The sequence below is a fragment of the Pseudomonas sp. genome (assembly GCF_050739935.1).
Lineage (GTDB): Bacteria > Pseudomonadota > Gammaproteobacteria > Pseudomonadales > Pseudomonadaceae > Aquipseudomonas.
In genome coordinates this window covers 29,263-50,376 of sequence record NZ_JBOICF010000103.1, presented here as the reverse complement: position 1 = coordinate 50,376, position 21,114 = coordinate 29,263, and the positions used below count along the sequence as shown (strand labels likewise).

Here is a 21,114-nt window from a genome sequence, read left to right as displayed (position 1 = left end):
AGGCCGCAGTTCCGTGGAAGAACCTATGAAAAGCGCAGAAATCCGTGAAGCCTTCCTTCGCTTCTTCGAAGAGCAGGGCCACACCCGAGTAGCCTCCAGCTCCCTGATTCCGGGCAACGACCCGACCCTGCTGTTCACCAACGCAGGCATGAACCAGTTCAAGGACTGCTTCCTGGGTCAGGAAAAGCGGGCCTATACCCGTGCCGTCAGCAGCCAGAAGTGCGTGCGCGCCGGTGGCAAGCACAACGACCTGGAAAACGTCGGCTATACCGCTCGTCACCACACCTTCTTCGAAATGCTGGGTAACTTCAGCTTCGGCGACTACTTCAAGCGCGATGCGATCACCTATGCCTGGACTTTCCTGACTTCCGAGAAGTGGCTGAACCTGCCCAAGGAAAAACTCTGGGTCACGGTCTACGCCTCGGACGACGAAGCCTATGACATCTGGACCAAGGAAGTCGGCGTGCCGGCCGAGCGCATGGTTCGGATCGGCGACAACAAAGGCGCGCCTTACGCGTCGGACAACTTCTGGACCATGGGCGATACCGGTCCGTGCGGCCCATGCACCGAAATTTTCTACGACCACGGTGCCGAGATCTGGGGTGGGCCGCCGGGCTCGCCGGAAGAAGACGGCGACCGTTACATCGAGATCTGGAACAACGTTTTCATGCAGTTCAACCGCACCGCCGATGGCGTGCTTCACCCTCTGCCTGCGCCGTCGGTCGACACCGGAATGGGCCTGGAGCGTGTCAGCGCCGTGCTGCAGCATGTGAACTCCAACTATGAAATCGACCTGTTCCAGAGCCTGCTGGCGGCCGCTGCCAAAGCCATCGGTTGCAGCAGCGATAATCAGGCTTCGCTGAAAGTCGTTGCCGACCACATCCGCTCCTGCGGTTTCCTGATCGCCGATGGCGTGCTGCCGTCCAATGAAGGCCGTGGCTACGTGCTGCGTCGCATCATTCGTCGTGCCTGCCGTCACGGCAACAAACTGGGCGCCAAGGGCAGCTTCTTCTACCAGATCGTCGCGGCCCTGGTCGCCGAGATGGGCGAAGCCTTCCCTGAACTGAAATCCCAGCAGGCGCATATCGAGCGCGTGCTGAAAGCCGAAGAAGAGCAGTTCGCCAAGACCCTGGAGCAGGGCCTGAAGATTCTCGAGCAGGATCTGGCCGAGCTCAAAGGCACCGTGGTTCCGGGCGATGTGGTGTTCAAACTGTATGACACCTACGGTTTCCCGATGGACCTGACCGGTGACATCGCCCGTGAGCGCAACCTGACTCTCGACGAGGCCGGTTTCGAGCGTGAGATGGATGCCCAGCGCGAGCGCGCGCGTTCGGCCAGTGCCTTCGGCATGGACTACAACAGTCTTGTAAAAGTCGATGTGGCAACCGAGTTCACCGGTTACAGCGCTACTGCAGGTGACGCCAAGGTCGTTGCCCTCTATAAGGAAGGCATTGCCGTCGAGCAGTTGAATGAAGGCGAAGATGGGGTGGTCATTCTCGACAAGACTCCGTTCTATGCCGAGTCCGGCGGTCAGATCGGCGACAGCGGCTACCTGACTTCAGGCGATGCGCGTTTCGACGTCAGCGACACCACCAAGACCGGCGGCGCGTTCCTGCACCACGGTATTCAGGTGTCAGGCAGCCTGAAAGTCGGCGCTACCGTCATTACAGAAGTCGCGGCAGAGGTGCGTCAGGCGACTTCCCTGAACCACTCGGCTACTCACCTGCTGCACGCAGCCCTGCGTCAGGTGCTGGGCGATCACGTTCAGCAGAAAGGCTCGCTGGTCGACAGTCAGCGCCTGCGTTTCGACTTCAGTCATTTCGAGGCGATCAAGCCTGAGCAGATCAAGGCGCTGGAAGATATCGTCAACGCCGAAGTGCGCAAGAACACTCCGGTCGAAACCGAAGAAACCGACATCGAAACCGCCAAGCGCAAGGGTGCCATGGCGTTGTTCGGTGAGAAATACGGCGATAGCGTTCGCGTGCTGAGCATGGGTGGTGATTTCTCGGTCGAGTTGTGCGGCGGTATCCACGCCAACCGTACCGGCGACATCGCGCTGTTCAAGATCATCAGCGAAGGTGGCGTAGCTGCCGGCGTGCGTCGTATCGAAGCTGTCACCGGCGCGGTTGCGCTGGCCTACCTGAACACTGCTGAAGAACAACTGAAGGAAGCCGCGAGCCTGATCAAGGGTAATCGCGACAACCTGCTGGACAAGCTGACGGCTGTCCTGGAGCGCAATCGCCTGTTGGAAAAACAGCTGGAACAACTGCAGGCCAAGGCGGCCAGCGCTGCGGGCGACGATCTGTCTGCCGCTGCGGTGGACATCAAGGGTGCCAAAGTCCTCGCTGCCCGTCTCGACGGTCAGGATGGCAAGGCGCTGTTGGCCCTGGTCGATCAGTTGAAGAACAAACTCGGTCGCGCAGTGATCCTGCTCGGTGGGGTGCATGAGGACAAGGTCGTACTGGTGGCGGGCGTCACCAAAGACCTGACTGGCCAACTCAAAGCCGGTGATTTGATGAAGCAAGCGGCTGCCGCCGTTGGTGGTAAAGGTGGCGGTCGTCCTGATATGGCGCAGGGCGGTGGCGTTGATGCCGCTGGCCTGGACGCAGCGCTGGCGCTGGCTGTCCCGTTCGCCGAACAGGGAATTTAAGTCGACCCATCGCAACCCGCTATGCAGCGGGTTGCGGCGCTACGCGGTTTGAATGTTAACGGGCGCCCTTCATGGGCTGAGGCGGCTTTGAGATGGCTTTAATCGTACAGAAATTTGGAGGCACCTCCGTGGGCTCGGTCGAGCGCATCGAGCAGGTGGCCGACAAAGTCAAAAAATTCCGCGAAGCGGGTGATGATCTGGTGGTGGTTCTGTCCGCCATGAGCGGCGAGACCAATCGCCTGATCGACCTGGCCAAACAGGTCAGCGATCAGCCGGTTCCTCGCGAACTGGACGTGATCGTCTCCACTGGCGAGCAGGTCACCATTGCCTTGCTGGCCATGGCACTGATCAAGCGCGGTGTACCGGCGGTGTCCTATACCGGCAATCAGGTTCGCATTCTGACTGACAGCGCGCACAACAAGGCGCGTATTCTGCAGATTGATGATCAGAAAATTCGCGCTGACCTGAAAGAAGGGCGTGTGGTGGTAGTCGCCGGGTTCCAGGGCGTCGATGAAAACGGCAACATCACCACGTTGGGTCGCGGAGGCTCCGACACCACCGGCGTTGCACTGGCGGCAGCGTTGAAAGCTGACGAATGCCAGATCTACACCGACGTCGATGGCGTCTACACCACCGATCCGCGCGTCGTGTCCCAGGCTCAGCGTCTGGACAAGATCACCTTCGAAGAAATGCTGGAAATGGCCAGCCTCGGTTCCAAGGTCCTGCAGATCCGTGCGGTCGAGTTCGCCGGCAAGTACAACGTCCCGCTGCGCGTACTGCACAGCTTCAAGGAGGGTCCAGGCACCCTCATTACCATTGACGAAGAGGAATCCATGGAACAGCCGATCATTTCTGGCATCGCCTTCAACCGCGACGAAGCCAAGCTGACGATCCGTGGGGTGCCAGACACTCCTGGCGTTGCGTTCAAGATTCTGGGCCCGATCAGCGGTGCGAATATCGAAGTGGACATGATCGTGCAGAACGTTTCGCACGATAACACCACCGACTTCACCTTTACCGTGCACCGCAACGACTACCAGTCCGCGCTGCAAGTGCTGGAAAACACCGCCAGGGAAATCGGTGCCCGTGAAGTCATTGGCGACACCAAGATTGCCAAGGTCTCCATCGTCGGCGTCGGCATGCGTTCGCACGCAGGCGTTGCCAGCCGCATGTTCGAAGCGCTGGCCAAGGAAAGCATCAATATCCAGATGATCTCCACTTCCGAAATCAAGGTCTCGGTGGTGATCGAAGAGAAGTACCTGGAGCTGGCCGTTCGCGCTCTTCATACGGCTTTCGAACTCGACACGCCGCGTCAGGGCGAGTAAGAGGTTTGCCAAGGGGCGCGGTTCATTCCGCGCCTTTTGTGTTTCTGATGGGCGCGAGAAAACTGCTTTTTTTTCTGCGCTAGTCAATACTCGGGTGTAGACCTGCTGCCGACTCTGGCTCGGGCCGATGCCTTTTGGTTGTGCAGACTGTTGTCCCTGAATTCAGGTTGAGGAGATAGGTATGCTGATTTTGACCCGTCGGTGCGCGGAGAGCCTCATTATCGGGGACGGTGAAATCACCGTGACCGTGCTCGGCGTGAAAGGTAATCAAGTACGAATTGGGGTCAATGCACCCAAGGAAGTCGCTGTTCACCGCGAAGAGATTTATCTGCGCATCAAGAAAGAGAAGGACCAGGAACCAAGCCATTAATTTTTATTGAATTTTTGGTTTGCAAACGGGGAAAAGGGTGGTTATTATACGCCCCGTGTTGCGGAGAGCTGGCCGAGTGGCCGAAGGCGCTCCCCTGCTAAGGGAGTACACCTCAAAAGGGTGTCGGGGGTTCGAATCCCCCGTTCTCCGCCATTATTTGCGTAGTACGTTGTAATCTGGCTTGATCGGTAAGTTGTTGAATTTACTAGAAAAAGTTCTTGACCAAAAGATTAGACGGCCTATAATGCGCGGCAACAAATGCACTCGTAGCTCAGCTGGATAGAGTACTCGGCTACGAACCGAGCGGTCACAGGTTCGAATCCTGTCGAGTGCACCATTTAAGCGTTGTTTGTAGCAATATGAACGACAGCTTTAAAAGAGCCTGGCTTCAACAGGTCTTCGGAAGTACCACTCACTTCCAGAAGTAAAATGCAGTGACCAGAGGTGATCTGGTTTATCAAGCGCCACCTGCACTCGTAGCTCAGCTGGATAGAGTACTCGGCTACGAACCGAGCGGTCACAGGTTCGAATCCTGTCGAGTGCACCATAAAACGAAAAGCCCGCATGCAAATGCGGGCTTTTTGCTTTTCTCCCGTTTCATTTCTGCGCCTTGCCCTTTGGACGCGAGCCTTTTACGCATCCATGCTCATCGAACTGCACCTGCCGGCTGCGACCCTTCTTTTCCTCATATACATAACGCAGTTCTCCATTGCGCCCAATGACTTTGTCCGGCCTGCCCAGCAGGCTTTCCACATCTCGTTTGGTCATGCCCGCTGGCGTCTGATGATTGATGATCGCCTTGCGACGTTGTTCGGCGCTCAATACGTTTCCACAGCCATCGTCTCGCTGGCCGACCACCACCAACTCGGTCCCAGATTGTCTTCTCAACGATTTGGGGGCTGGCACGGGCGTCGCAGAAACCGATCCGGTAAGGGAGCTATTCACGCTCTGCAGCTTGCGGGACTGTCCTGGTGGGCAACTCAGGGTCGTGAAGGTGATCCTGCCGCTCTCGTCTTCGCAACGATGCACCGATGCCGCCCCGACGGCAACGGGCAGGAAGAGCAGGGCAGCAATAACGGTTTTGCGAATGTCCAACGGCATGACGGCGTCCTCCTTGACGGGGTGTCAGGGCAGCCTAGCCAGATGTAATTTGTCGGGCGAGCGTGTTTTCTTCTCTGGATGTGACGTCGTAGCAATAATGACTCGGACAATGCTTAACATTGTGTTGCAAGCGCTTGTTCCACGTTGAATTTTTAACATAAAGCCTCGGCAAGCGGTGTATGATTGCGCCCGTCAGCCCCGCCGGGGCTTGTGGAATACCTCCATGGACTTACCCAGTAGCAACTTAGAACCAAGCTTTACCAATCAAGAATCGACTGATTGATCTTCCGGCGTGGTCCACTGCTGGGAGTGGAGTTCGCCTATGACCGAAATCGAAGTAAAAAAAACGCAGGAAAGCCTTCAGGATCGCCTCGCTCAAGTCGTCGACCTGCTGCAGCGTCAGCGTGTCGTCGAAGATCTGACTCATCGTCAGGAAGGCCAGCATCAGGATCGCGTTGAAAACCTGGTTCACCGGCAAAACCTTGTCGAGCTTCAGCGCAAGCTCGACGACCTGCACTCTGCCGACGTCGCCTATATTCTCGAAGCCCTTCCGGTAGAAGACCGTTTGACGGTCTGGCAGTTGGTCAAGGCCGAGCGCGATGGCGACATTCTTCTCGAAGTGTCCGACTCCGTACGTGAGACGCTGATCGCCGACATGGACGATCACGAGTTGCTGGCCGCCGCCAAGGAAATGGACGCGGACGAACTCGCTGACCTTGCGCCAGAGCTGCCGCGCGACGTTGTTCATGAGTTGATGGAAGCCCTCGACAGCCAGCAGCGCGAGCGCGTACGTTCGGCCTTGTCCTATGACGAGGATCAGGTGGGCGCGCTGATGGACTTCGAGATGGTCACCATTCGCGAAGACGTCAGTCTTGAAGTGGTTCTGCGTTACCTGCGTCGCCTCAAGGAGCTGCCGGGCCACACCGATAAACTGTTCGTGGTCGATTACGATGGTGTGCTAAAGGGCGTGCTGCCGATCAAGCGTCTGCTGGTCAATGACCCTGAAAAGCAGGTGTCGGAAGTCATGGCCAGCGACACGGTCAGCTTTCATCCTGATAGCGACGCTTATGAAGCCGCACAGGCTTTCGAGCGTTATGACCTTATTTCCTCACCGGTGGTGGACAAGAACGGCAAGCTGATCGGCCGCCTGACCATCGACGAAATGGTTGACCTGATTCGTGAAGAGAGCGAGACAGAAGTTCTCAACATGGCTGGTCTGCGTGAAGAGGAAGACATCTTCGCGTCGGTCTGGCGCTCATTGCGTAACCGTTGGTCATGGCTGGCGGTCAACCTGATCACTGCTTTCATCGCGTCGCGAGTGATCGGTCTGTTCGAAGGTTCGATCGAAAAGCTGGTAGCCCTCGCGGCACTGATGCCAATCGTGGCGGGTATCGGTGGGAACTCAGGCAACCAGACCATCACCATGATCGTTCGCGCCATGGCACTGGATCAGGTCAGCACCGGCAACACCTCGCGCTTGATGCGCAAGGAGCTGGGGGTTGCGCTGGTCAATGGTCTGGTCTGGGGCGGCGTAATCGGCATCGTTGCCTACCTGCTCTATCACAGCTGGTCGCTGGGCGTGGTCATGACTGCGGCGATGACGTTGAACCTGCTGCTCGCGGCGTTCATGGGCGTGTTGATCCCAATGACGCTCGCACGCCTTGGGCGAGATCCTGCGATGGGCTCTAGCGTGATGATCACTGCCATGACCGACAGCGGAGGATTCTTCATCTTCCTGGGGCTGGCGACAGTATTCCTGCTTTAACCTAATCGAACGACAAAACACCGCCTTGAATGGCGGTTTTTTGTTTTGGGCATCTTTTAACCGTTAATAGCGTTCGATCGTCAGTAGCACTCGCCCACAAAAAAACCAGCTCGAGGCTGGCTTTTTAGTCTTTGGCGTTCGGGACTTATTCGTCGTCGGCGGCCAGGCTGGTGTCGTGTGCAATAAGCGAAACCAGAGCATTCTGCTGGCGATGAGCGAGCTGGCGGAAGCGTTGCAGCAGCTCACGTTCGTGCAATGACAGCTCCGGGCTGTCCAGACGCAGGCTCGGCTCATCACCAAACGCGCCTTCCTGAATCAGGCTTTGTTCAAGACGCGCAATGATTTCAGAGTTCATGCTGCGATGGTGCTGCTTGGCGACTTCCGCAATGCGCTCGCGCATGCCTTCCGGAAGACGGACAACGAACTTGTCAGCTGTGCGACTGGAATAAGTGGCCTGTTTCATAGGGCTCATATATTTAACCGATTTAGTTCAAAGGGGAGGCGGTTCATGCATAAGGCCGCGAGATGTCATCCTCTGACTCTCATTTCGACGAAATGTTCAACCTGCCAGCATAAAGGCCCGTCATCATGCATCAATGCGTCGTAACCTTGGCGTCAAATCTGTGACAAATATTGAATGAGATAAAGGCGTTTAGCCAGCACCAATTATCCAAAATGCGTTCTGGTTAGCAAAGTTCCAGGATGCCGCCGTTCAGATCGACAATCTAAGCTGCGTCGGATCCAGCGCGGATACTACACGCGTAGATCTACGTAAACGCTCGCCATGATGGCTATCTGTCCTCAGCGTAGAAGCGTCTGGGAGAAATTACGAGAACACCGCCGAGAAAGAGACGAAGGGTCTCTCGGCGGGTTATCGGAGTGATGGATGGAATCGATATGAATTGCGCCATATTTAGGCAGGCGCTCGGGATTGGGCGATCTTTATGGCTTGGCTTGACGCAGGACCGGATCAAACTTGATGCGTCTACCGACAAACAGTGCGACTACAAACAGGCTGGCAAACAAGCCGGCGGCCGCTTTAGCGACAGTCCCAAGCGCGTCCATTGAAACGGGAAGCAATTGATCTGCTGCGATGGCCATAATGGCCAGAATCAGAAACGAAAGTGCTGCTTTTGACATGGCTGTTCTCGCGAGAAAAACGGATTGGCAAACCCTTGCAATCAGCGGCGGTATCAGAACACCCAGCGTTCGGAGCGGTCGACGGGGATCGCTTCATCGGTGTCGTTGGCCAGCATGGCATCTGAGCGGTGCGCCGGAGTCGCGACGAAGCGCGGAGCCTCCTTCATGAGGTAATGCGGTTGAGCCTGAACAGCAACGCTCTCGGGTTTGCTGCCACCGTCCTGGAAGTGAAAAGCCACCAGTGCGACCAATGCCGCAGCGTTCAAGAGGGAGAGAGTCAGGTTCATCTCGATTACCTTCGTTTGGAATTGATGTATGAAGGGGTATGCACGGAAGGGAATAATGCAGTCTGCATGCCAATCGATTTATTAAAAAATATCCTTACAAATCAATAAGTTAATTGTTTTAATGATCGGCACTTGGTTGCAGTTTGCAATGATGTCATTTTGCGGTATTGCAAATTGCATGATGGCGGAGCAGCCACAGTCAAACACCCGGCGGACTACACCTTAAAAAGACAATGACGACATGACAAAACAAGGGCTTGCCGTTAACATGCTCGCCGTCCCGCTGGCGCCATTCAAAGCGCTGGCAAATGTCTCAGTAGCTCAATTGGATAGAGCATCCCCCTCCTAAGGGGAAGGTTGCAGGTTCGAACCCCGCCTGGGACACCATATATTTCATCACCCGCACGTTCGCGTTCCCATGACACCGAGCGGCACCACAACCTCCCCGTAGCGTTCCCTTCAAGCCGTTTCTGTGAGGTTGCTCTATCATGAGCGTTCATTCATAAGAAGGCGGGTCGAGTACTGCTCGCCCAGAAGCGACGACATGAGAGATCTGCCGCCTACCGCCACCTTGCGCGCTTTCGAAGTCGCGACACGTCACGCGACGTTCACTTCTGCATCGGAAGAATTGCATGTCACTCAGAGTGCGGTGAGTCATCAGCTCAAGCATCTGGAGGACATCTGGGGCCTGCAATTATTCCAGCGCGGCAAGTCGTTGACCCTGACCCCTGCCGGTGCAGCCCTTGCGCCCATCGTGCGTGAGTTTTTCTCCAACCTGGAGGCAACGCTCGCCGATCTGAGAGAGCAGAAGGGAAGGGTACGGCTAAAGGTCAGTACGACCTACTCGTTCGCGCTCAAGTGGCTGCTCCCGAGATTGCCCAGCCTGGCCCAGCAGCATCCTGAGATACTGGTAGCGCTGGAAACTACCGATAAAGCCATCAATTTTTCGAATGGCGAAGCCGATGTCGCGATCCGCTTGGGCAACGGCAACTATCCAGCGCTCTACTCGGAATTCATGTTTCGGGAGCAGATTTTTCCGGTTGCGAGCCCCGATCTGTTGCATCGCTTCGGCAGGCCACGGGAACCTGCCGAACTGTTGCGCTACCCGATGCTTACCCGAGACGGCGCTGATCTGGTGCCGAAGTGGGAGGTATGGTTTCAACACATTGGACTGAGCATTTCCTCTCTTCAGGAAAGCGTCAGATTCGCGGACACCAACATGACGGTGGAGGCAGCGTTGCTGGGGCAGGGAATCGCGTTGGTGCGCAGCGGTCATGTGGAAAAGGAAATCAGCGAGGCAAGTCTGGTCAGGTTGTTCGATATCCCGTTCCCATCCCCAGTTGCCTATTATTTCGTCTGCCCGAAAGGTATCGAATCGCAGCCTCATGTGACTTGCTTTCGCAACTGGTTGATTCAGGAGGCGCTGCGAGCACAGACGGCTTATGGATGAAGTATGAGGATTTGCTCATGCTTCGATGAGTAGACTTCGCTTTAATTGAGCACTGTGCGCTGTCTAGTATGGCGCATGCCTTTTCACATCATCCTCTTGGTCCTTTTTGCCGCCTTGCTGCACGCTAGCTGGAATGCGCTGCTGCGCGGTGGTGCCGACCGACTCTGGTCCATGACCATCATGTGCGTAGCTGTCGCGATCGCCAGCGCAATAGCGGCCTTGTTTCTGGAGCCGCCCGCGAGAGCCAGCTGGTTTTGCGTCGTACTTTCGGCAGTCCTGCATGTGGGCTACAACCTGTTTCTGGTGCGTACCTATCAGGTCGGTGACCTTGGGCAAACCTATCCTGTTTCTCGTGGCTCTTCGCCTGTCCTGATCACCATTTTTGCCTCGATTTTTGCTGGGGAGAGTGTCGCCGCCAGCGCTCTGGCCGGGATTGTGCTGGTGTCGGGCGGGATCATTTCACTGGCCTTCAAAGGTCGCAGTCTGGCCACCCCCAGCCTGCCGTACGCCTTGGGAACCGGCTGCTTCATTGCCGCTTATAGCGTGACCGATGGCATTGGCGTGCGCGTGTCCGGCGCTCCGATGGCTTACACGGTATGGATGTGTGCGTTATGGGGCGTATTGATGCCACCGGTGTACATCGCTCTGCGCGACGCACGCAGCTTGTTGACCATCAGGCCCGGATTCATGACCGCTTTCATAGGTGGGCTGGTTTCGCTTCTGGCTTATGGAATCGTCATTTACGCCATGTCCAACGCGCCCATGGGCGCGGTGTCAGCCCTGCGCGAAACCAGCGTGCTGTTCGCGGCATTGATTGGCTATTTCTTCCTGGGTGAGTCGCTGACCGTTCGAAAAATCCTCGCCTGCGTAGTGATTGCCACTGGCACAGTCATCATCGGTTGACGGGTTGGCCGCAGAAGCGAAAAAGCCACGGGATTTGAGTCCCGTGGCTTCGTTTTCCCAGCGTCATCGATACCGATTAGTGGCAGCGATGATTACAGCGCCATGTCGTTTGCAGGCTTGCTGTCCACCGGTTTGCTCGGGGTGGTGCTGGTGCCGACGCTCTGGTCGATGACCGGCGGCTTGTCCAGTTGCAGGATTTCTGCGGTGTAATTCCATTCCTGCTGTACGGCTGCAGGGGAGTCGTTCAGCTTGGTGCCGTAGCTTGGAACGATCTGACGGATTTTCGCTTGCCACTCAGGCGTCGCGACCTTGTCCTTGAAGACCTTTTCCAGCACGTTGAGCATGATCGGTGCGGCCGTCGATGCGCCCGGCGAGGCGCCCAGCAGGCCGGCGATACTGCCGTCCTGAGAGGAAACGACTTCGGTCCCCAGTTTGAGCACGCCGCCTTTTTCCTCGTCACGCTTGATGATCTGCACGCGCTGACCGGCTTGCCACAGGCGCCAGTCTTCTTTTTTGGCGTGCGGGAAGTATTCCTGCAGCGCCTTGAAGCGGTCGTCGTCGGACAGCATCAACTGACCGGCCAGGTACTCGACCAGCGGGTACTGCTCGACACCGACCTTGGTCATCGGCCAGAAGTTGTGGGTGGTCATGCTGCTGAACAGGTCCAGGTAAGAACCCTGTTTCAGGAACTTGGTGGAGAAGGTCGCGAACGGACCAAACAGGATCACGCGCTTGCCGTCGAGGACGCGAGTGTCCAGGTGCGGAACCGACATGGGTGGTGCGCCAGTGGATGCGATGCCGTAAGCCTTGGCCATGTGCTGCATGGCGACGGTCGGGTTCTCGGTGACCAGGAACGAACCGCCGACCGGGAAGCCTGCGTATTCCTTGGCCTCGGGAATGCCTGATTTCTGCAGCAGTTTCAACGCGCCGCCACCGGCACCGATGAATAGGAACCTGGCGTCGGCACCGCTGGTGGTGCCGTCTTTCAGGTTCTTGTATTCGACGTGCCAGGAGCCGTCTTCATTGCGCGAGATGTCTTCGACTTCGCTGGAAAGCTTAAGGGTGAAGTTGTCCTGGGTCTGCAGGTGACCCACAAACTGCCGGGTGATTTCGCCGAAGTTGACGTCAGTGCCGATTGGCGTCCAGGTGGTGGCCAGCTTCTGGGCAGGATCACGACCTTCCATCATCAGCGGGACCCACTTGGCAATCTGCGCGTGGTCTTCGGAGAACTGCATCGGGCGGAACAGCGGGCTCGCCTGCAGCGCTTCGTAACGTTTCTTCAGGAACTTGATGTTGTCATCGCCCCACACAAAGCTCATGTGCGGCGTGGAGTTGATGAACGAGCGCGGGTTTTTCAGGACGTCGTTCTTTACCTGCCAGGACCAGAACTGACGAGAGATCTGGAACGCCTCGTTGATCTCGATGGCTTTGGAGATGTTGACCTTGCCGTCTTTGTCTTCCGGGGTGTAGTTCAACTCGGCGAGAGCGGAGTGACCGGTGCCGGCGTTGTTCCAGCCGTTGGAGCTTTCTTCGGCGACGCCGTCCAGGCGCTCGATCATCTCCATCGACCAGCTCGGCTCCAGCTCATTGAGCCAGATACCCAGGGTCGAACTCATGATGCCGCCGCCGATCAGCAGCACATCGACTTTCTTGCTTTCTGCGGCGTGGGCCTGCAGGAAGGTCGCCGAAATCGCCAGGCCCAGAAGAGCCTTGCTCGTTTTCTTGAACATTGAGTCATCCAATAGATAGAAAGTTATCCGCCTGCGGCCGTTTCGTCAGGCGCTGTCCCGCCGCGTCGCATGCCGGGTTCGGCGTACGTCGCACAGGTTCGCTCTCGAAAGACGAGGAGGAAGGATCAAGAGGCCAGTGAATCTGGAGGCCTCCCGTTCTATGTCCCTCGGTGCTGGCTTCTTATTCGATCATTGGATTCAGCAGCTTGAGTAAACATCAAACCCCGCAGGACTCGGTCATCAGGTCCAAGCGCTCTGCGAGAGGGCGGCCATTGTATCCGAAATGTTATTTACGACAAAACATGTGACGATTTAGTCAATACGCCAATGTGTCACAGGTGGCGAAGGGATGGCTTTGCACGCTTGGCAGGGCGTCTGTCCCTGGGGGCAGGTCGCTTTTTTTCCGTTGCCTTCACCTAAGCTTTAGACCGGTGCCGCCGATAACCCGAACGAGCGGCCTCTTGCCGCGTTGCAAGTCGTCAGCGCTTTTCGCAATAGCGCGCTGGCAGATTGATGTTGACTATTGGCCGCCTCAGAAAACGAGGCGGTGAAGTCGATCTTTTGTGTAATTGCCTCTGGGCTGATTTTCTCCCCGTAACAGGAATCTCGATGCTGGCGTGGAACCAAAAAAGCTTTCTGATCGTCGATGATTTCTCCGATTTTCGTAGCTCGGTCAGGTCGATGTTGCGCGAATTGGGCGCCAGGGAAGTGGACACCGCTGATACCGGCGAACAGGCAATCAAGGCCTGTTCGCAGAAGCGCTACGACTTCATCCTGCACGATTTCAATCTGGGCGATGGCAAGAAAAACGGTCAGCAGGTCCTTGAAGAATTGATGACCGACAGGCTGATCAGCCATGAAAGCGTGTTCGTCATGGTCACCGCTGAGAACAGCCAGGCCATGGTCATGAGCGCGCTGGAGTGGGAGCCTGACGCCTATCTGACCAAACCGTTCAACCGCGCAAGTCTGGCGCTGCGCCTGGAAAAGATCGTCCAGCGCAAGAGCTTGCTCAAGCCGATCCTGCAGGCGCTGGATCGCGGCAAGCCGGCGCAAGTGCTGGAGGCCTGTGTCAATCTGACCAAGCAGGACCCGCGCTTCGCGCCGTTGTGCCTGCGCTACAAGGCCGACGCGCTGCGCGACCTCAACCAGCACGAACCGCTGGAAGCCTTTCTCAAATCGATTCTCGCCGATCGCCCACAACCCTGGGCCTATGGGTCATTGGGCAAGCTGTTGTTCAAGCGCGGACGCAACGCCGAAGCGCAGACCGTCTACGAAGAAGCGATTCGCGCGTTCAATGCGATGCCGGTGTTGTTCGACGGGCTGGCCGACGTGCTGATCGCCAGTGGCGACAACCGCCGCGCGCAGAAAATGCTCGAAGAAGCGGTGCGGCTGTCGCCCTATGCGGTGCGTCGTCAGCGTCTGCTGGGCAAGCTGGCGCTGGACAACCAGGATTTCGATGGGGCTTCGAAAGCCTATCGTCAGGCCGTTTCCCAGGGGCAGTTTTCACGCTTCAAAGACCCCGAAACCAACCTGGGACTGGCGCAGGCGTTGATCAGTCGCGGCGGCGAGCGTGGCCTCGATGCCCGCACCCGAGTGGAGATCAACCAGACTTTGGGGGAAGTCGCCAAGGAGCACACCAACGACGCCGGCCTGCAGGTGCGGGCGCGGCTGATGAAGGCCACCAGCGTTGCCAGTTCCGATCCGGAAATGGCCGCCAAGCTGACCGAGCAGGCCATGGCGCGCCTCGAAGGCATGGAGCAGTTTCTCAGTGCCGACGCGGCGTTGGCGGTCGCAGCCCAGCTCAAGCAATTGGGCCAGGAGTCTGCCGGTGCCGGCATCCTGAAAAGCTGTGCGGAAATCTATGGCGACGATCCTGCGGTCATGCAGAACATCGCCAGGCAGACCGACGATCCGCAAATCCTCAGCGCCGGTAAGGCCGCCATCGATTTGAACATGCAAGGCATTCGCAGTTATCGCGCCGGCAAGTTGGGCGAGGCGCAGGATCTGTTCCGTCAGGCGCTGGCGCTGCAACCGAAGAACATCAGTATTGCATTGAACATGGCTCAGTCGCTGCTCCACCTGGGCGTACAGAACCTCGATACCGCCAGCCTGCAGGAGTGCCAGAACAGTCTGAAAATGGTGGGCAAGATGCCCGACACCGATCCACGTTACGACCGTTATCAGAAACTGCGAATCAGGGCGTTTGGCCAATGACAGATCAAGATTCGGGGCTGGATTTTTCCATGGTGATCGCCTCCACCGTGCACGATATGAAGAACTCGCTGGCCGCGCTGATCCAGGCTCACGGCCAGTGGGTCAAGCAGCTGCCCGAGGCCCAGCGAGGCACCGCGGAGCAGGGCGTGATCGACTACGAATTCGCGCATCTGAACGGCATGCTGGTGCAACTGCTGGGGCTGTACAAGCTGGGGGTGAATCAACTGCCGTTGCGCCCGGATTATCACGAGCTGGACGACTTCGTCGAGGCGCAACTGGCGTTCCATCAGGAAGTGCTGACCAGTCGCGGTATCGCTGCACGCTACGAGGTTGACGATTTCGGTCTGCCAGGATTCTTCGACCGCGAACTGATCGGCTCGGTGGTATCGAACGTGGTGATCAACGCCATTCGCTATGCACGCCATGAAATGTTGATCACGGCTGGGCAGGTCGGTGAGCAGTTGGTCATCAGCGTCAACGATGACGGGCCGGGATTCCCCGAGCGCATGATCGAGCACCAGACCGACTATGTGCTGGGCATCAATCAGAGCAGCGGCAGCACGGGCCTGGGCCTGTACTTCGCAGCGAACATCGCGCGCCAGCATCAGCGTCAGGGCGTATCGGGGCACATTGAGATTGCCAACGGCGGGGAGCTGGGGGGCGGCTTGTTTCGGATCTTTTTACCTTAGGTTCTGCAGTGGTTCAGTCGCCACGCCGCCCGTTCATAGCCACTTCTGTCGCCGTGCTGCTACAGAAGTCGGTTACAACTTCAGCCCTTGCCCCAGCACCACATTCAACGCATTGCGCGCATCGTCCAGCTGTACCAGCGTGGCATGGTGGGCGCCGAGGGCGTCGCGGTTTTCGATGGCGGTGAGGATCGCCCGGTGCCGGGGCAGGGCGAGTTCGTGCAGGTTTGGACGCTTGTTGGAATGTTTCAAGGCCTCGCGCAAGGCCAGCGACAGCATGTTGCACAGGTGCGCGAGCAGGTCGTTGTGAGTGGCGTCGGCGATGCGGCTGTGGAAATCCAGATCCGGTTGCAGCACATCCTCCACGGTCGGCGCCGCAGCCATCCGTTGATAGGCCTCACCAATGGCGGCGACTTCATCAGGCGTCGCGTGCTGAGCGGCCAATGCCGCGGCGGCCGGTTCGATGATGGTGCGCACGCTGGTCAGCAGCGCGAAGAATTCGTTTTGTGGTGAGCTTTGCATCATCCAGTGCAGCACGTCGGGATCGAGGATGTGCCATTCACGACGGGGCTTGACCACCGTGCCCACCCGAGGCCGCGAATACACCAGCCCCTTGGCCACCAACACCCGCGTGGCTTCACGCAACACCGGGCGACTGACCGCGTATTCTTCACACAGCAGGGCTTCGGCGGGGAGTTTGTCGTCAGGTTTGAAGCGGCCTGAAACGATCTGCATGCCGACGTCCTGGACGATGCGCGAGTGCATGCTTTTGCGGTCAGAGGGCTTACGGTAATCCATGGGTAGCGAGGCGATCCTGAGCGATGAATGCCGCGCATCATAGCATTGGCGGGGAACGGTGGGTGGGGGGCGAAAATGTCGGAGGATTTCAGGCCAGACACGGCAAGCTGGCCGGACACGAGGCCCTGTATCAGCCGGCTGCTGGCGATCCGCGGTGTGTCAAATGCAGGGGATTCGACTGACACTGCGCATCGCCTGCGAGCCGGCTCCTACAATGGATTGCACATGCTCGCCAAATCCCCGCATGCCGCACGCCCCTGTAGGAATAGCGAGCGTCTGTCAGTGCGAATGCCGCGGCACTTCCGACCCACGCATCCCCACCAGGAAGTCAAAGTCACACCCCTGATCGGCCTGCATCACGTGGTCGATGTACAGCTGACGATACCCCCCCACCAACAACTGTTGTGGAGCCTGCCAGTCCGCCAGGCGCGCGGCGAGTTCTGCTTCGGGGATATCCAGATGCAGCCGGCCGGTCGCGCAATCCAGCTCGATGTAATCGCCTTCCTGCACCACCGCCAACGGCCCGCCCGCGGCCGCCTCCGGTGCCACGTGCAAGACCACCGTGCCGTACGCCGTGCCGCTCATGCGCGCGTCCGAAATACGCACCATATCCGTTACGCCCTGCGCCAGCAGCTTGGCCGGCAGCCCCATGTTGCCGACCTCAGCCATGCCTGGATAACCCTTAGGCCCGCAGTTCTTCATCACCAGAATGCTGTTGGCGTCGACATCCAGATCCGGATCGTTGATCCGCGCCTTGTACATGTCGAAATTCTCGAACACCACCGCGCGACCGCGATGCTGCATCAGCGCAGGGGTCGCCGCCGATGGCTTGAGCACTGCACCCAGCGGCGCCAGGTTACCGCGCAAGACGCAAATCCCGCCATCGGCGCGGATTGGGTTATCCAATGCACGAATCACTTCGTCCTCACCATAGATCGGCGAGTTCTTCACGTTCTCGCGCAGGCTCTGGCCGTTGACCGTCAGCGCGTGTGGATTGGGCAGCAGATTGGCCTCATCCATGCGGCGCAGCACGGCCGGCAGGCCACCGGCGTAGTAGAACTCTTCCATCAGGAAACGCCCGGAAGGCTGCAGGTCGACGATGGTCGGCATGCCGCGACCGATGCGGGTCCAATCGTCCAGTTCCAGGTCCACCCCAATGCGACCGGCGATGGCCTTGAGGTGAATCACTGCGTTGGTCGAACCGCCGATGGCCGCATTCACGCGGATGGCGTTTTCGAAAGCTTCTTTAGTGAGGATCTTCGACAGCCGCAGGTCTTCGTTGACCATCTGCACCGCGCGCATGCCGGACATGTGCGCCAACACGTAACGACGCGAATCTACTGCCGGAATCGCCGCGTTGTGCGGCAGCGAGGTGCCCAGCGCTTCAGCCATGCAGGCCATGGTCGAGGCGGTGCCCATGGTGTTGCAGGTGCCTGCCGAGCGCGACATGCCGGCTTCGGCGGAGAGAAATTCGTCGAGACTGATCTGGCCTGCCTTATAAGACTCGTGCATCTGCCAGACGATGGTGCCGGCGCCGATGTCCTTGCCTTTGTGCTTGCCGTTGAGCATCGGGCCGCCGGTGACGACGATGGCCGGCACGTCACAGCTGGCCGCGCCCATCAGCAGGGCGGGGGTGGTCTTGTCACAACCCGTCAGCAGCACCACGCCGTCGATCGGGTTGCCGCGGATCGCTTCTTCCACGTCCATGCTCGCCAGGTTGCGGGTCAACATGGCGGTAGGGCGCAGGTTCGATTCGCCGTTGGAAAAGACCGGAAATTCAACCGGAAAACCACCGGCCTCGATGACGCCACGCTTGACGTGTTCGGCGATGGTGCGGAAGTGCGCGTTGCAAGGAGTGAGTTCGGACCATGTATTGCAAATGCCGATGATAGGCTTGCCCTGAAACTGATGGTCGGCGATGCCTTGGTTCTTCATCCAGCTACGGTACATAAAGCCGTTCTTGTCGGCAGTACCGAACCATTGGGCCGAACGCAGGACAGGTTTCTTATTGGAATCAGACATAATCAGCACTCTTATTGTAAGACTTTATTTGTAAGACTAAAGGCTAGGCGTTCCGACTAAAATAGGCCGAAAATCGTCTGAGTGGAAGTGTTGTAACGTTAAATAGTAATACTATATAGTCTCATCCAATCGAGGGACGACCCTGCCAGCCGCATACCGCAATCCGGCGCACACGTAGGCAGAGGCGATCCCCGCAGACTTCCATAACAAAAACAACGTGGAGACCCCCTTCATGAGCCAGGAACTCAGGCTTATTCGTCGTATCACCCTGAAACTCATTCCCTTTTTGATCCTGTTGTACCTGATCGCGTATGTGGACCGTTCCGCCGTGGGCTTCGCCAAACTGCACATGGGCGCGGACGTCGGCATTGGCGATGCGGCCTATGGTTTGGGCGCGGGTCTGTTCTTCATCGGTTATTTCCTGCTGGAAATCCCCAGCAACCTGATGCTTGAACGCTTCGGCGCACGGCGCTGGTTCGCGCGGATCATGATCACTTGGGGCGCGATCACCATGGGCATGGCGTTCGTTCAGGGTCCGACCAGCTTCTACGTGATGCGGTTTCTGCTCGGCGCGGCCGAAGCGGGCTTCTTTCCAGGCGTGCTGTACTACATCACGCAATGGTTCCCGGTGCGCCATCGCGGCAAGATCCTCGGGCTTTTCATCCTTTCGCAACCCATCGCCATGATGATCACCGGCCCGATTTCCGGTGGCCTGCTGGGCATGGAAGGCGTGGCGGGTCTGCACGGCTGGCAGTGGCTGTTCCTGTGCATCGGCGCGCCGGCGATCCTGCTGACCTGGCCGGTGCTGCGCTGGTTGCCGGATGGCCCGAAAGACGTGAAATGGATGGACCCGGTCGAGAAGGACTGGCTGTCCGGCGAGCTGAAAAGGGATCTGGAAGAATACGGCCAGACCCGTCACGGCAATCCGTTGCACGCCCTGAAAGACAAGCGCGTTCTGCTGCTGGCGCTGTTCTATTTGCCGGTGACCCTGAGCATCTACGGCCTGGGGCTGTGGCTGCCAACGCTGATCAAGCAATTTGGTGGCAGCGATCTGGTTACCGGTTTCGTGTCTGCCGTGCCATACATCTTCGGCATCGTCGGCCTGTTGATTATCCCGCGCAGTTCCGACCGCTTGAACGACCGCTACGGTCATCTGGCCTTCCTTTATGTGATAGGCGCGATTGGCCTGTTTTTCAGCGCGTTCCTTAGCGTGCCGGTGCTGCAACTGGCGGCGCTATGCCTGGTGGCGTTCTCGCTGTTTTCCTGCACGGCGGTGTTCTGGACCCTGCCGGGACGTTTCTTCGCAGGCGCCAGTGCGGCGGCCGGGATTGCCTTGATCAACTCGGTCGGCAACCTGGGCGGCTACATCGGGCCGTTCGTGATCGGCTGGCTCAAAGAGCTGACCGGCAACCTCGCCAGCGGTCTGTATTTCCTCTCGGGCGTGATGATTTGCGGATTGATCCTGACCGGCGCCGTGTACCGCGTGCTGGAACGCAACCATGTGTTGCCGGAGTCCAAATTCGCGGCCAGCGCCCGCAGTTCTCATTAATGACGCTCCTACAGGGACTGCGTACACATTCTGCAAAGGAGAAACTTCATGCATTTGGTTCAATTCGAATTGGGTAACGGCCAGCGTCGTGTCGGGCTGGTGGACGGGGCATTGGTGCGCGAAGTGCAGGGCGCGACCAGTACCCGTGAACTGGCGTTGGCGGCCATCGACAAAAAAATCTCCCTCGCCGAACAGGTCGACAGCCTGGGCCTGGGCGATGCCCATGATTATTCACAGCTGCGCGCCGACCTGATGATCCTGCCGCCGCTGGACCACCCGGACCCGGCTCACCTGCTGGTCAGCGGTACAGGCCTTACTCACCTGGGCAGCGCTTCGGCTCGCGACAAGATGCACCAGCACGGCAACGATGAGTCAGCCATGACCGACACCATGCGCATCTTCAAGTGGGGCATCGAAGGCGGTAAGCCCGCAGCGGGTCAGGCCGGCGTTCAGCCTGAGTGGTTTTACAAGGGCGACGGCAGCATCGTCATTCGTCCCGGCGCCGCCTTTGCCCAGCCGCCGTTCTCCGAAGACGCCGGTGAAGAACCCGAGCTGAGCGGCCTGTACGTGATCGGCCACGACGGCAAACCCTATCGCCTGGGTTTCGCCATCGGCAACGAGTTCTCCGACCACATCATGGAGCGCAAGAACTACTTGTACCTGGCTCACTCCAAACTGCGCGCCTGCTCGTTCGGTCCGGAATTGCGCGTCGGCGATCTGCCGCAGCACCTGTCTGGTACCAGCCGCATATTGCGTGACGGCCAGGTGCTGTGGGAGAAGGAGTTCCTCAGCGGCGAGGCCAACATGTGCCACAGCCTGGAAAACCTCGAATACCACCACTTCAAATACAGCCAGTTCCTGCGTCCCGGCGATGTGCACGTGCATTTCTTCGGCACCGCGACCCTGTCCTTCGCCGACGGCATCAAGACCCAGCCGGGCGATCATTTCGAGATCAGCCAGAGCGAGTTCGGCGCGCCATTGGTCAACGGCATCGTCCCGACAGAAGCGGTGTTTCAGCCAGGTGGGATCGAGCAGCTCTAAAAAACGACGCATTCTCGCTTCAGCCCTAAGGGCGTAGGAGCCGGCTTGCTGGCGAAGGCGTTCGTCCAGACATCGACAGTGAC

General features: G+C 58.2%; 17 protein-coding genes and 4 tRNA genes. 14 read left to right on the top strand and 7 right to left on the bottom strand.

Annotation, left to right across the window (positions count from 1 at the left end):
• The first annotated feature begins 25 nt into the window (after nucleotides 1-25).
• From alaS to ACRER8_RS20735, 6 genes are all read left to right on the top strand, one after another.
• Entirely contained in the window at nucleotides 26-2,650 is a 2,625-nt protein-coding gene (gene alaS, locus ACRER8_RS20760; protein ID WP_431748067.1) for an alanine--tRNA ligase, read from the top strand.
• Nucleotides 2,651-2,742: 92 nt separating this feature from the next.
• The gene (locus tag ACRER8_RS20755; protein ID WP_431748066.1) at nucleotides 2,743-3,975 is read left to right on the top strand and encodes an aspartate kinase; all 1,233 of its coding nucleotides are present in this window, start codon (nucleotides 2,743-2,745) and stop codon (nucleotides 3,973-3,975) included.
• Nucleotides 3,976-4,156: 181 nt separating this feature from the next.
• On the top strand, nucleotides 4,157-4,345 hold the full coding sequence (gene csrA / locus ACRER8_RS20750; protein ID WP_020290522.1) for a carbon storage regulator CsrA: 189 nt from the start codon (nucleotides 4,157-4,159) through the stop codon (nucleotides 4,343-4,345).
• Between the two features lie 62 nt (nucleotides 4,346-4,407).
• Nucleotides 4,408-4,498, top strand: a tRNA-Ser gene (locus tag ACRER8_RS20745).
• A gap of 107 nt (nucleotides 4,499-4,605) precedes the next feature.
• Nucleotides 4,606-4,682, top strand: a tRNA-Arg gene (locus tag ACRER8_RS20740).
• A 133-nt stretch (nucleotides 4,683-4,815) separates the two neighbouring features.
• Nucleotides 4,816-4,892, top strand: a tRNA-Arg gene (locus tag ACRER8_RS20735).
• 50 nt (nucleotides 4,893-4,942) lie between these two features.
• Here ACRER8_RS20735 and ACRER8_RS20730 read toward each other — a convergent pair.
• Nucleotides 4,943-5,446 carry a DUF4124 domain-containing protein gene (locus tag ACRER8_RS20730; protein WP_431748065.1) on the bottom strand — a complete coding sequence of 168 codons (504 nt, stop codon included), beginning with the start codon at nucleotides 5,444-5,446 and terminating at the stop codon, nucleotides 4,943-4,945.
• Nucleotides 5,447-5,768: 322 nt separating this feature from the next.
• Here ACRER8_RS20730 and mgtE point away from each other — a divergent pair, with 322 nt between their 5' ends.
• Nucleotides 5,769-7,211 (top strand): magnesium transporter, encoded by a 1,443-nt coding sequence (gene mgtE / locus ACRER8_RS20725; protein WP_431748064.1) that lies wholly within the window; start codon nucleotides 5,769-5,771, stop codon nucleotides 7,209-7,211.
• Between the two features lie 145 nt (nucleotides 7,212-7,356).
• Here mgtE and ACRER8_RS20720 read toward each other — a convergent pair whose 3' ends face one another.
• The 3 genes from ACRER8_RS20720 to ACRER8_RS20710 form a co-directional block, all read right to left on the bottom strand.
• Nucleotides 7,357-7,683 carry an Arc family DNA-binding protein gene (locus tag ACRER8_RS20720; RefSeq protein WP_431748063.1) on the bottom strand — a complete coding sequence of 109 codons (327 nt, stop codon included), beginning with the start codon at nucleotides 7,681-7,683 and terminating at the stop codon, nucleotides 7,357-7,359.
• Between the two features lie 470 nt (nucleotides 7,684-8,153).
• On the bottom strand, nucleotides 8,154-8,351 hold the full coding sequence (locus ACRER8_RS20715; RefSeq protein WP_431748062.1) for a PA3371 family protein: 198 nt from the start codon (nucleotides 8,349-8,351) through the stop codon (nucleotides 8,154-8,156).
• Nucleotides 8,352-8,404: 53 nt separating this feature from the next.
• Nucleotides 8,405-8,638 (bottom strand): hypothetical protein, encoded by a 234-nt coding sequence (locus tag ACRER8_RS20710; protein WP_431748061.1) that lies wholly within the window; start codon nucleotides 8,636-8,638, stop codon nucleotides 8,405-8,407.
• Between the two features lie 310 nt (nucleotides 8,639-8,948).
• On the opposite strand from ACRER8_RS20710, the gene ACRER8_RS20705 reads away from it, so the two are divergent.
• The 3 genes from ACRER8_RS20705 to ACRER8_RS20695 all read left to right on the top strand — a co-directional run bounded on the left by ACRER8_RS20705 (nucleotide 8,949) and on the right by ACRER8_RS20695 (nucleotide 10,991).
• Nucleotides 8,949-9,025, top strand: a tRNA-Arg gene (locus tag ACRER8_RS20705).
• 157 nt (nucleotides 9,026-9,182) lie between these two features.
• Nucleotides 9,183-10,088 (top strand): transcriptional regulator GcvA, encoded by a 906-nt coding sequence (gcvA, locus tag ACRER8_RS20700; protein WP_431748060.1) that lies wholly within the window; start codon nucleotides 9,183-9,185, stop codon nucleotides 10,086-10,088.
• A gap of 75 nt (nucleotides 10,089-10,163) precedes the next feature.
• Nucleotides 10,164-10,991 (top strand): EamA family transporter, encoded by an 828-nt coding sequence (locus tag ACRER8_RS20695; RefSeq protein WP_431748059.1) that lies wholly within the window; start codon nucleotides 10,164-10,166, stop codon nucleotides 10,989-10,991.
• A 92-nt stretch (nucleotides 10,992-11,083) separates the two neighbouring features.
• On the opposite strand, the gene mqo is transcribed toward ACRER8_RS20695, so the two are convergent.
• Entirely contained in the window at nucleotides 11,084-12,721 is a 1,638-nt protein-coding gene (gene mqo / locus ACRER8_RS20690; RefSeq protein WP_431748058.1) for a malate dehydrogenase (quinone), read from the bottom strand.
• A 609-nt stretch (nucleotides 12,722-13,330) separates the two neighbouring features.
• Here mqo and ACRER8_RS20685 point away from each other — a divergent pair.
• Complete coding sequence (locus ACRER8_RS20685) at nucleotides 13,331-14,935, top strand: response regulator (protein WP_431748057.1); 1,605 nt, start codon at nucleotides 13,331-13,333, stop codon at nucleotides 14,933-14,935.
• A complete protein-coding gene (locus ACRER8_RS20680) occupies nucleotides 14,932-15,624 on the top strand; it encodes a sensor histidine kinase (RefSeq protein WP_431748056.1) in 693 nt (230 codons plus the stop codon). Before ACRER8_RS20685 ends, ACRER8_RS20680 begins: the two co-directional genes overlap by 4 nt.
• A 72-nt stretch (nucleotides 15,625-15,696) precedes the next feature.
• On the opposite strand, the gene ACRER8_RS20675 is transcribed toward ACRER8_RS20680, so the two are convergent.
• Nucleotides 15,697-16,419 carry a FadR/GntR family transcriptional regulator gene (locus ACRER8_RS20675; RefSeq protein WP_431748055.1) on the bottom strand — a complete coding sequence of 241 codons (723 nt, stop codon included), beginning with the start codon at nucleotides 16,417-16,419 and terminating at the stop codon, nucleotides 15,697-15,699.
• Nucleotides 16,420-16,698: 279 nt separating this feature from the next.
• Nucleotides 16,699-18,441: an IlvD/Edd family dehydratase gene (locus ACRER8_RS20670; RefSeq protein WP_431748054.1), complete on the bottom strand. Its 1,743-nt coding sequence runs from the start codon at nucleotides 18,439-18,441 to the stop codon at nucleotides 16,699-16,701.
• A gap of 232 nt (nucleotides 18,442-18,673) precedes the next feature.
• Here ACRER8_RS20670 and ACRER8_RS20665 point away from each other — a divergent pair, with 232 nt between their 5' ends.
• Both ACRER8_RS20665 and araD1 read left to right on the top strand, forming a co-directional pair.
• Complete coding sequence (locus tag ACRER8_RS20665; RefSeq protein WP_431748053.1) at nucleotides 18,674-19,990, top strand: MFS transporter; 1,317 nt, start codon at nucleotides 18,674-18,676, stop codon at nucleotides 19,988-19,990.
• Nucleotides 19,991-20,038: 48 nt separating this feature from the next.
• Complete coding sequence (gene araD1, locus ACRER8_RS20660) at nucleotides 20,039-21,031, top strand: AraD1 family protein (protein ID WP_431748052.1); 993 nt, start codon at nucleotides 20,039-20,041, stop codon at nucleotides 21,029-21,031.
• The last annotated feature ends 83 nt before the right edge of the window (nucleotides 21,032-21,114 follow it).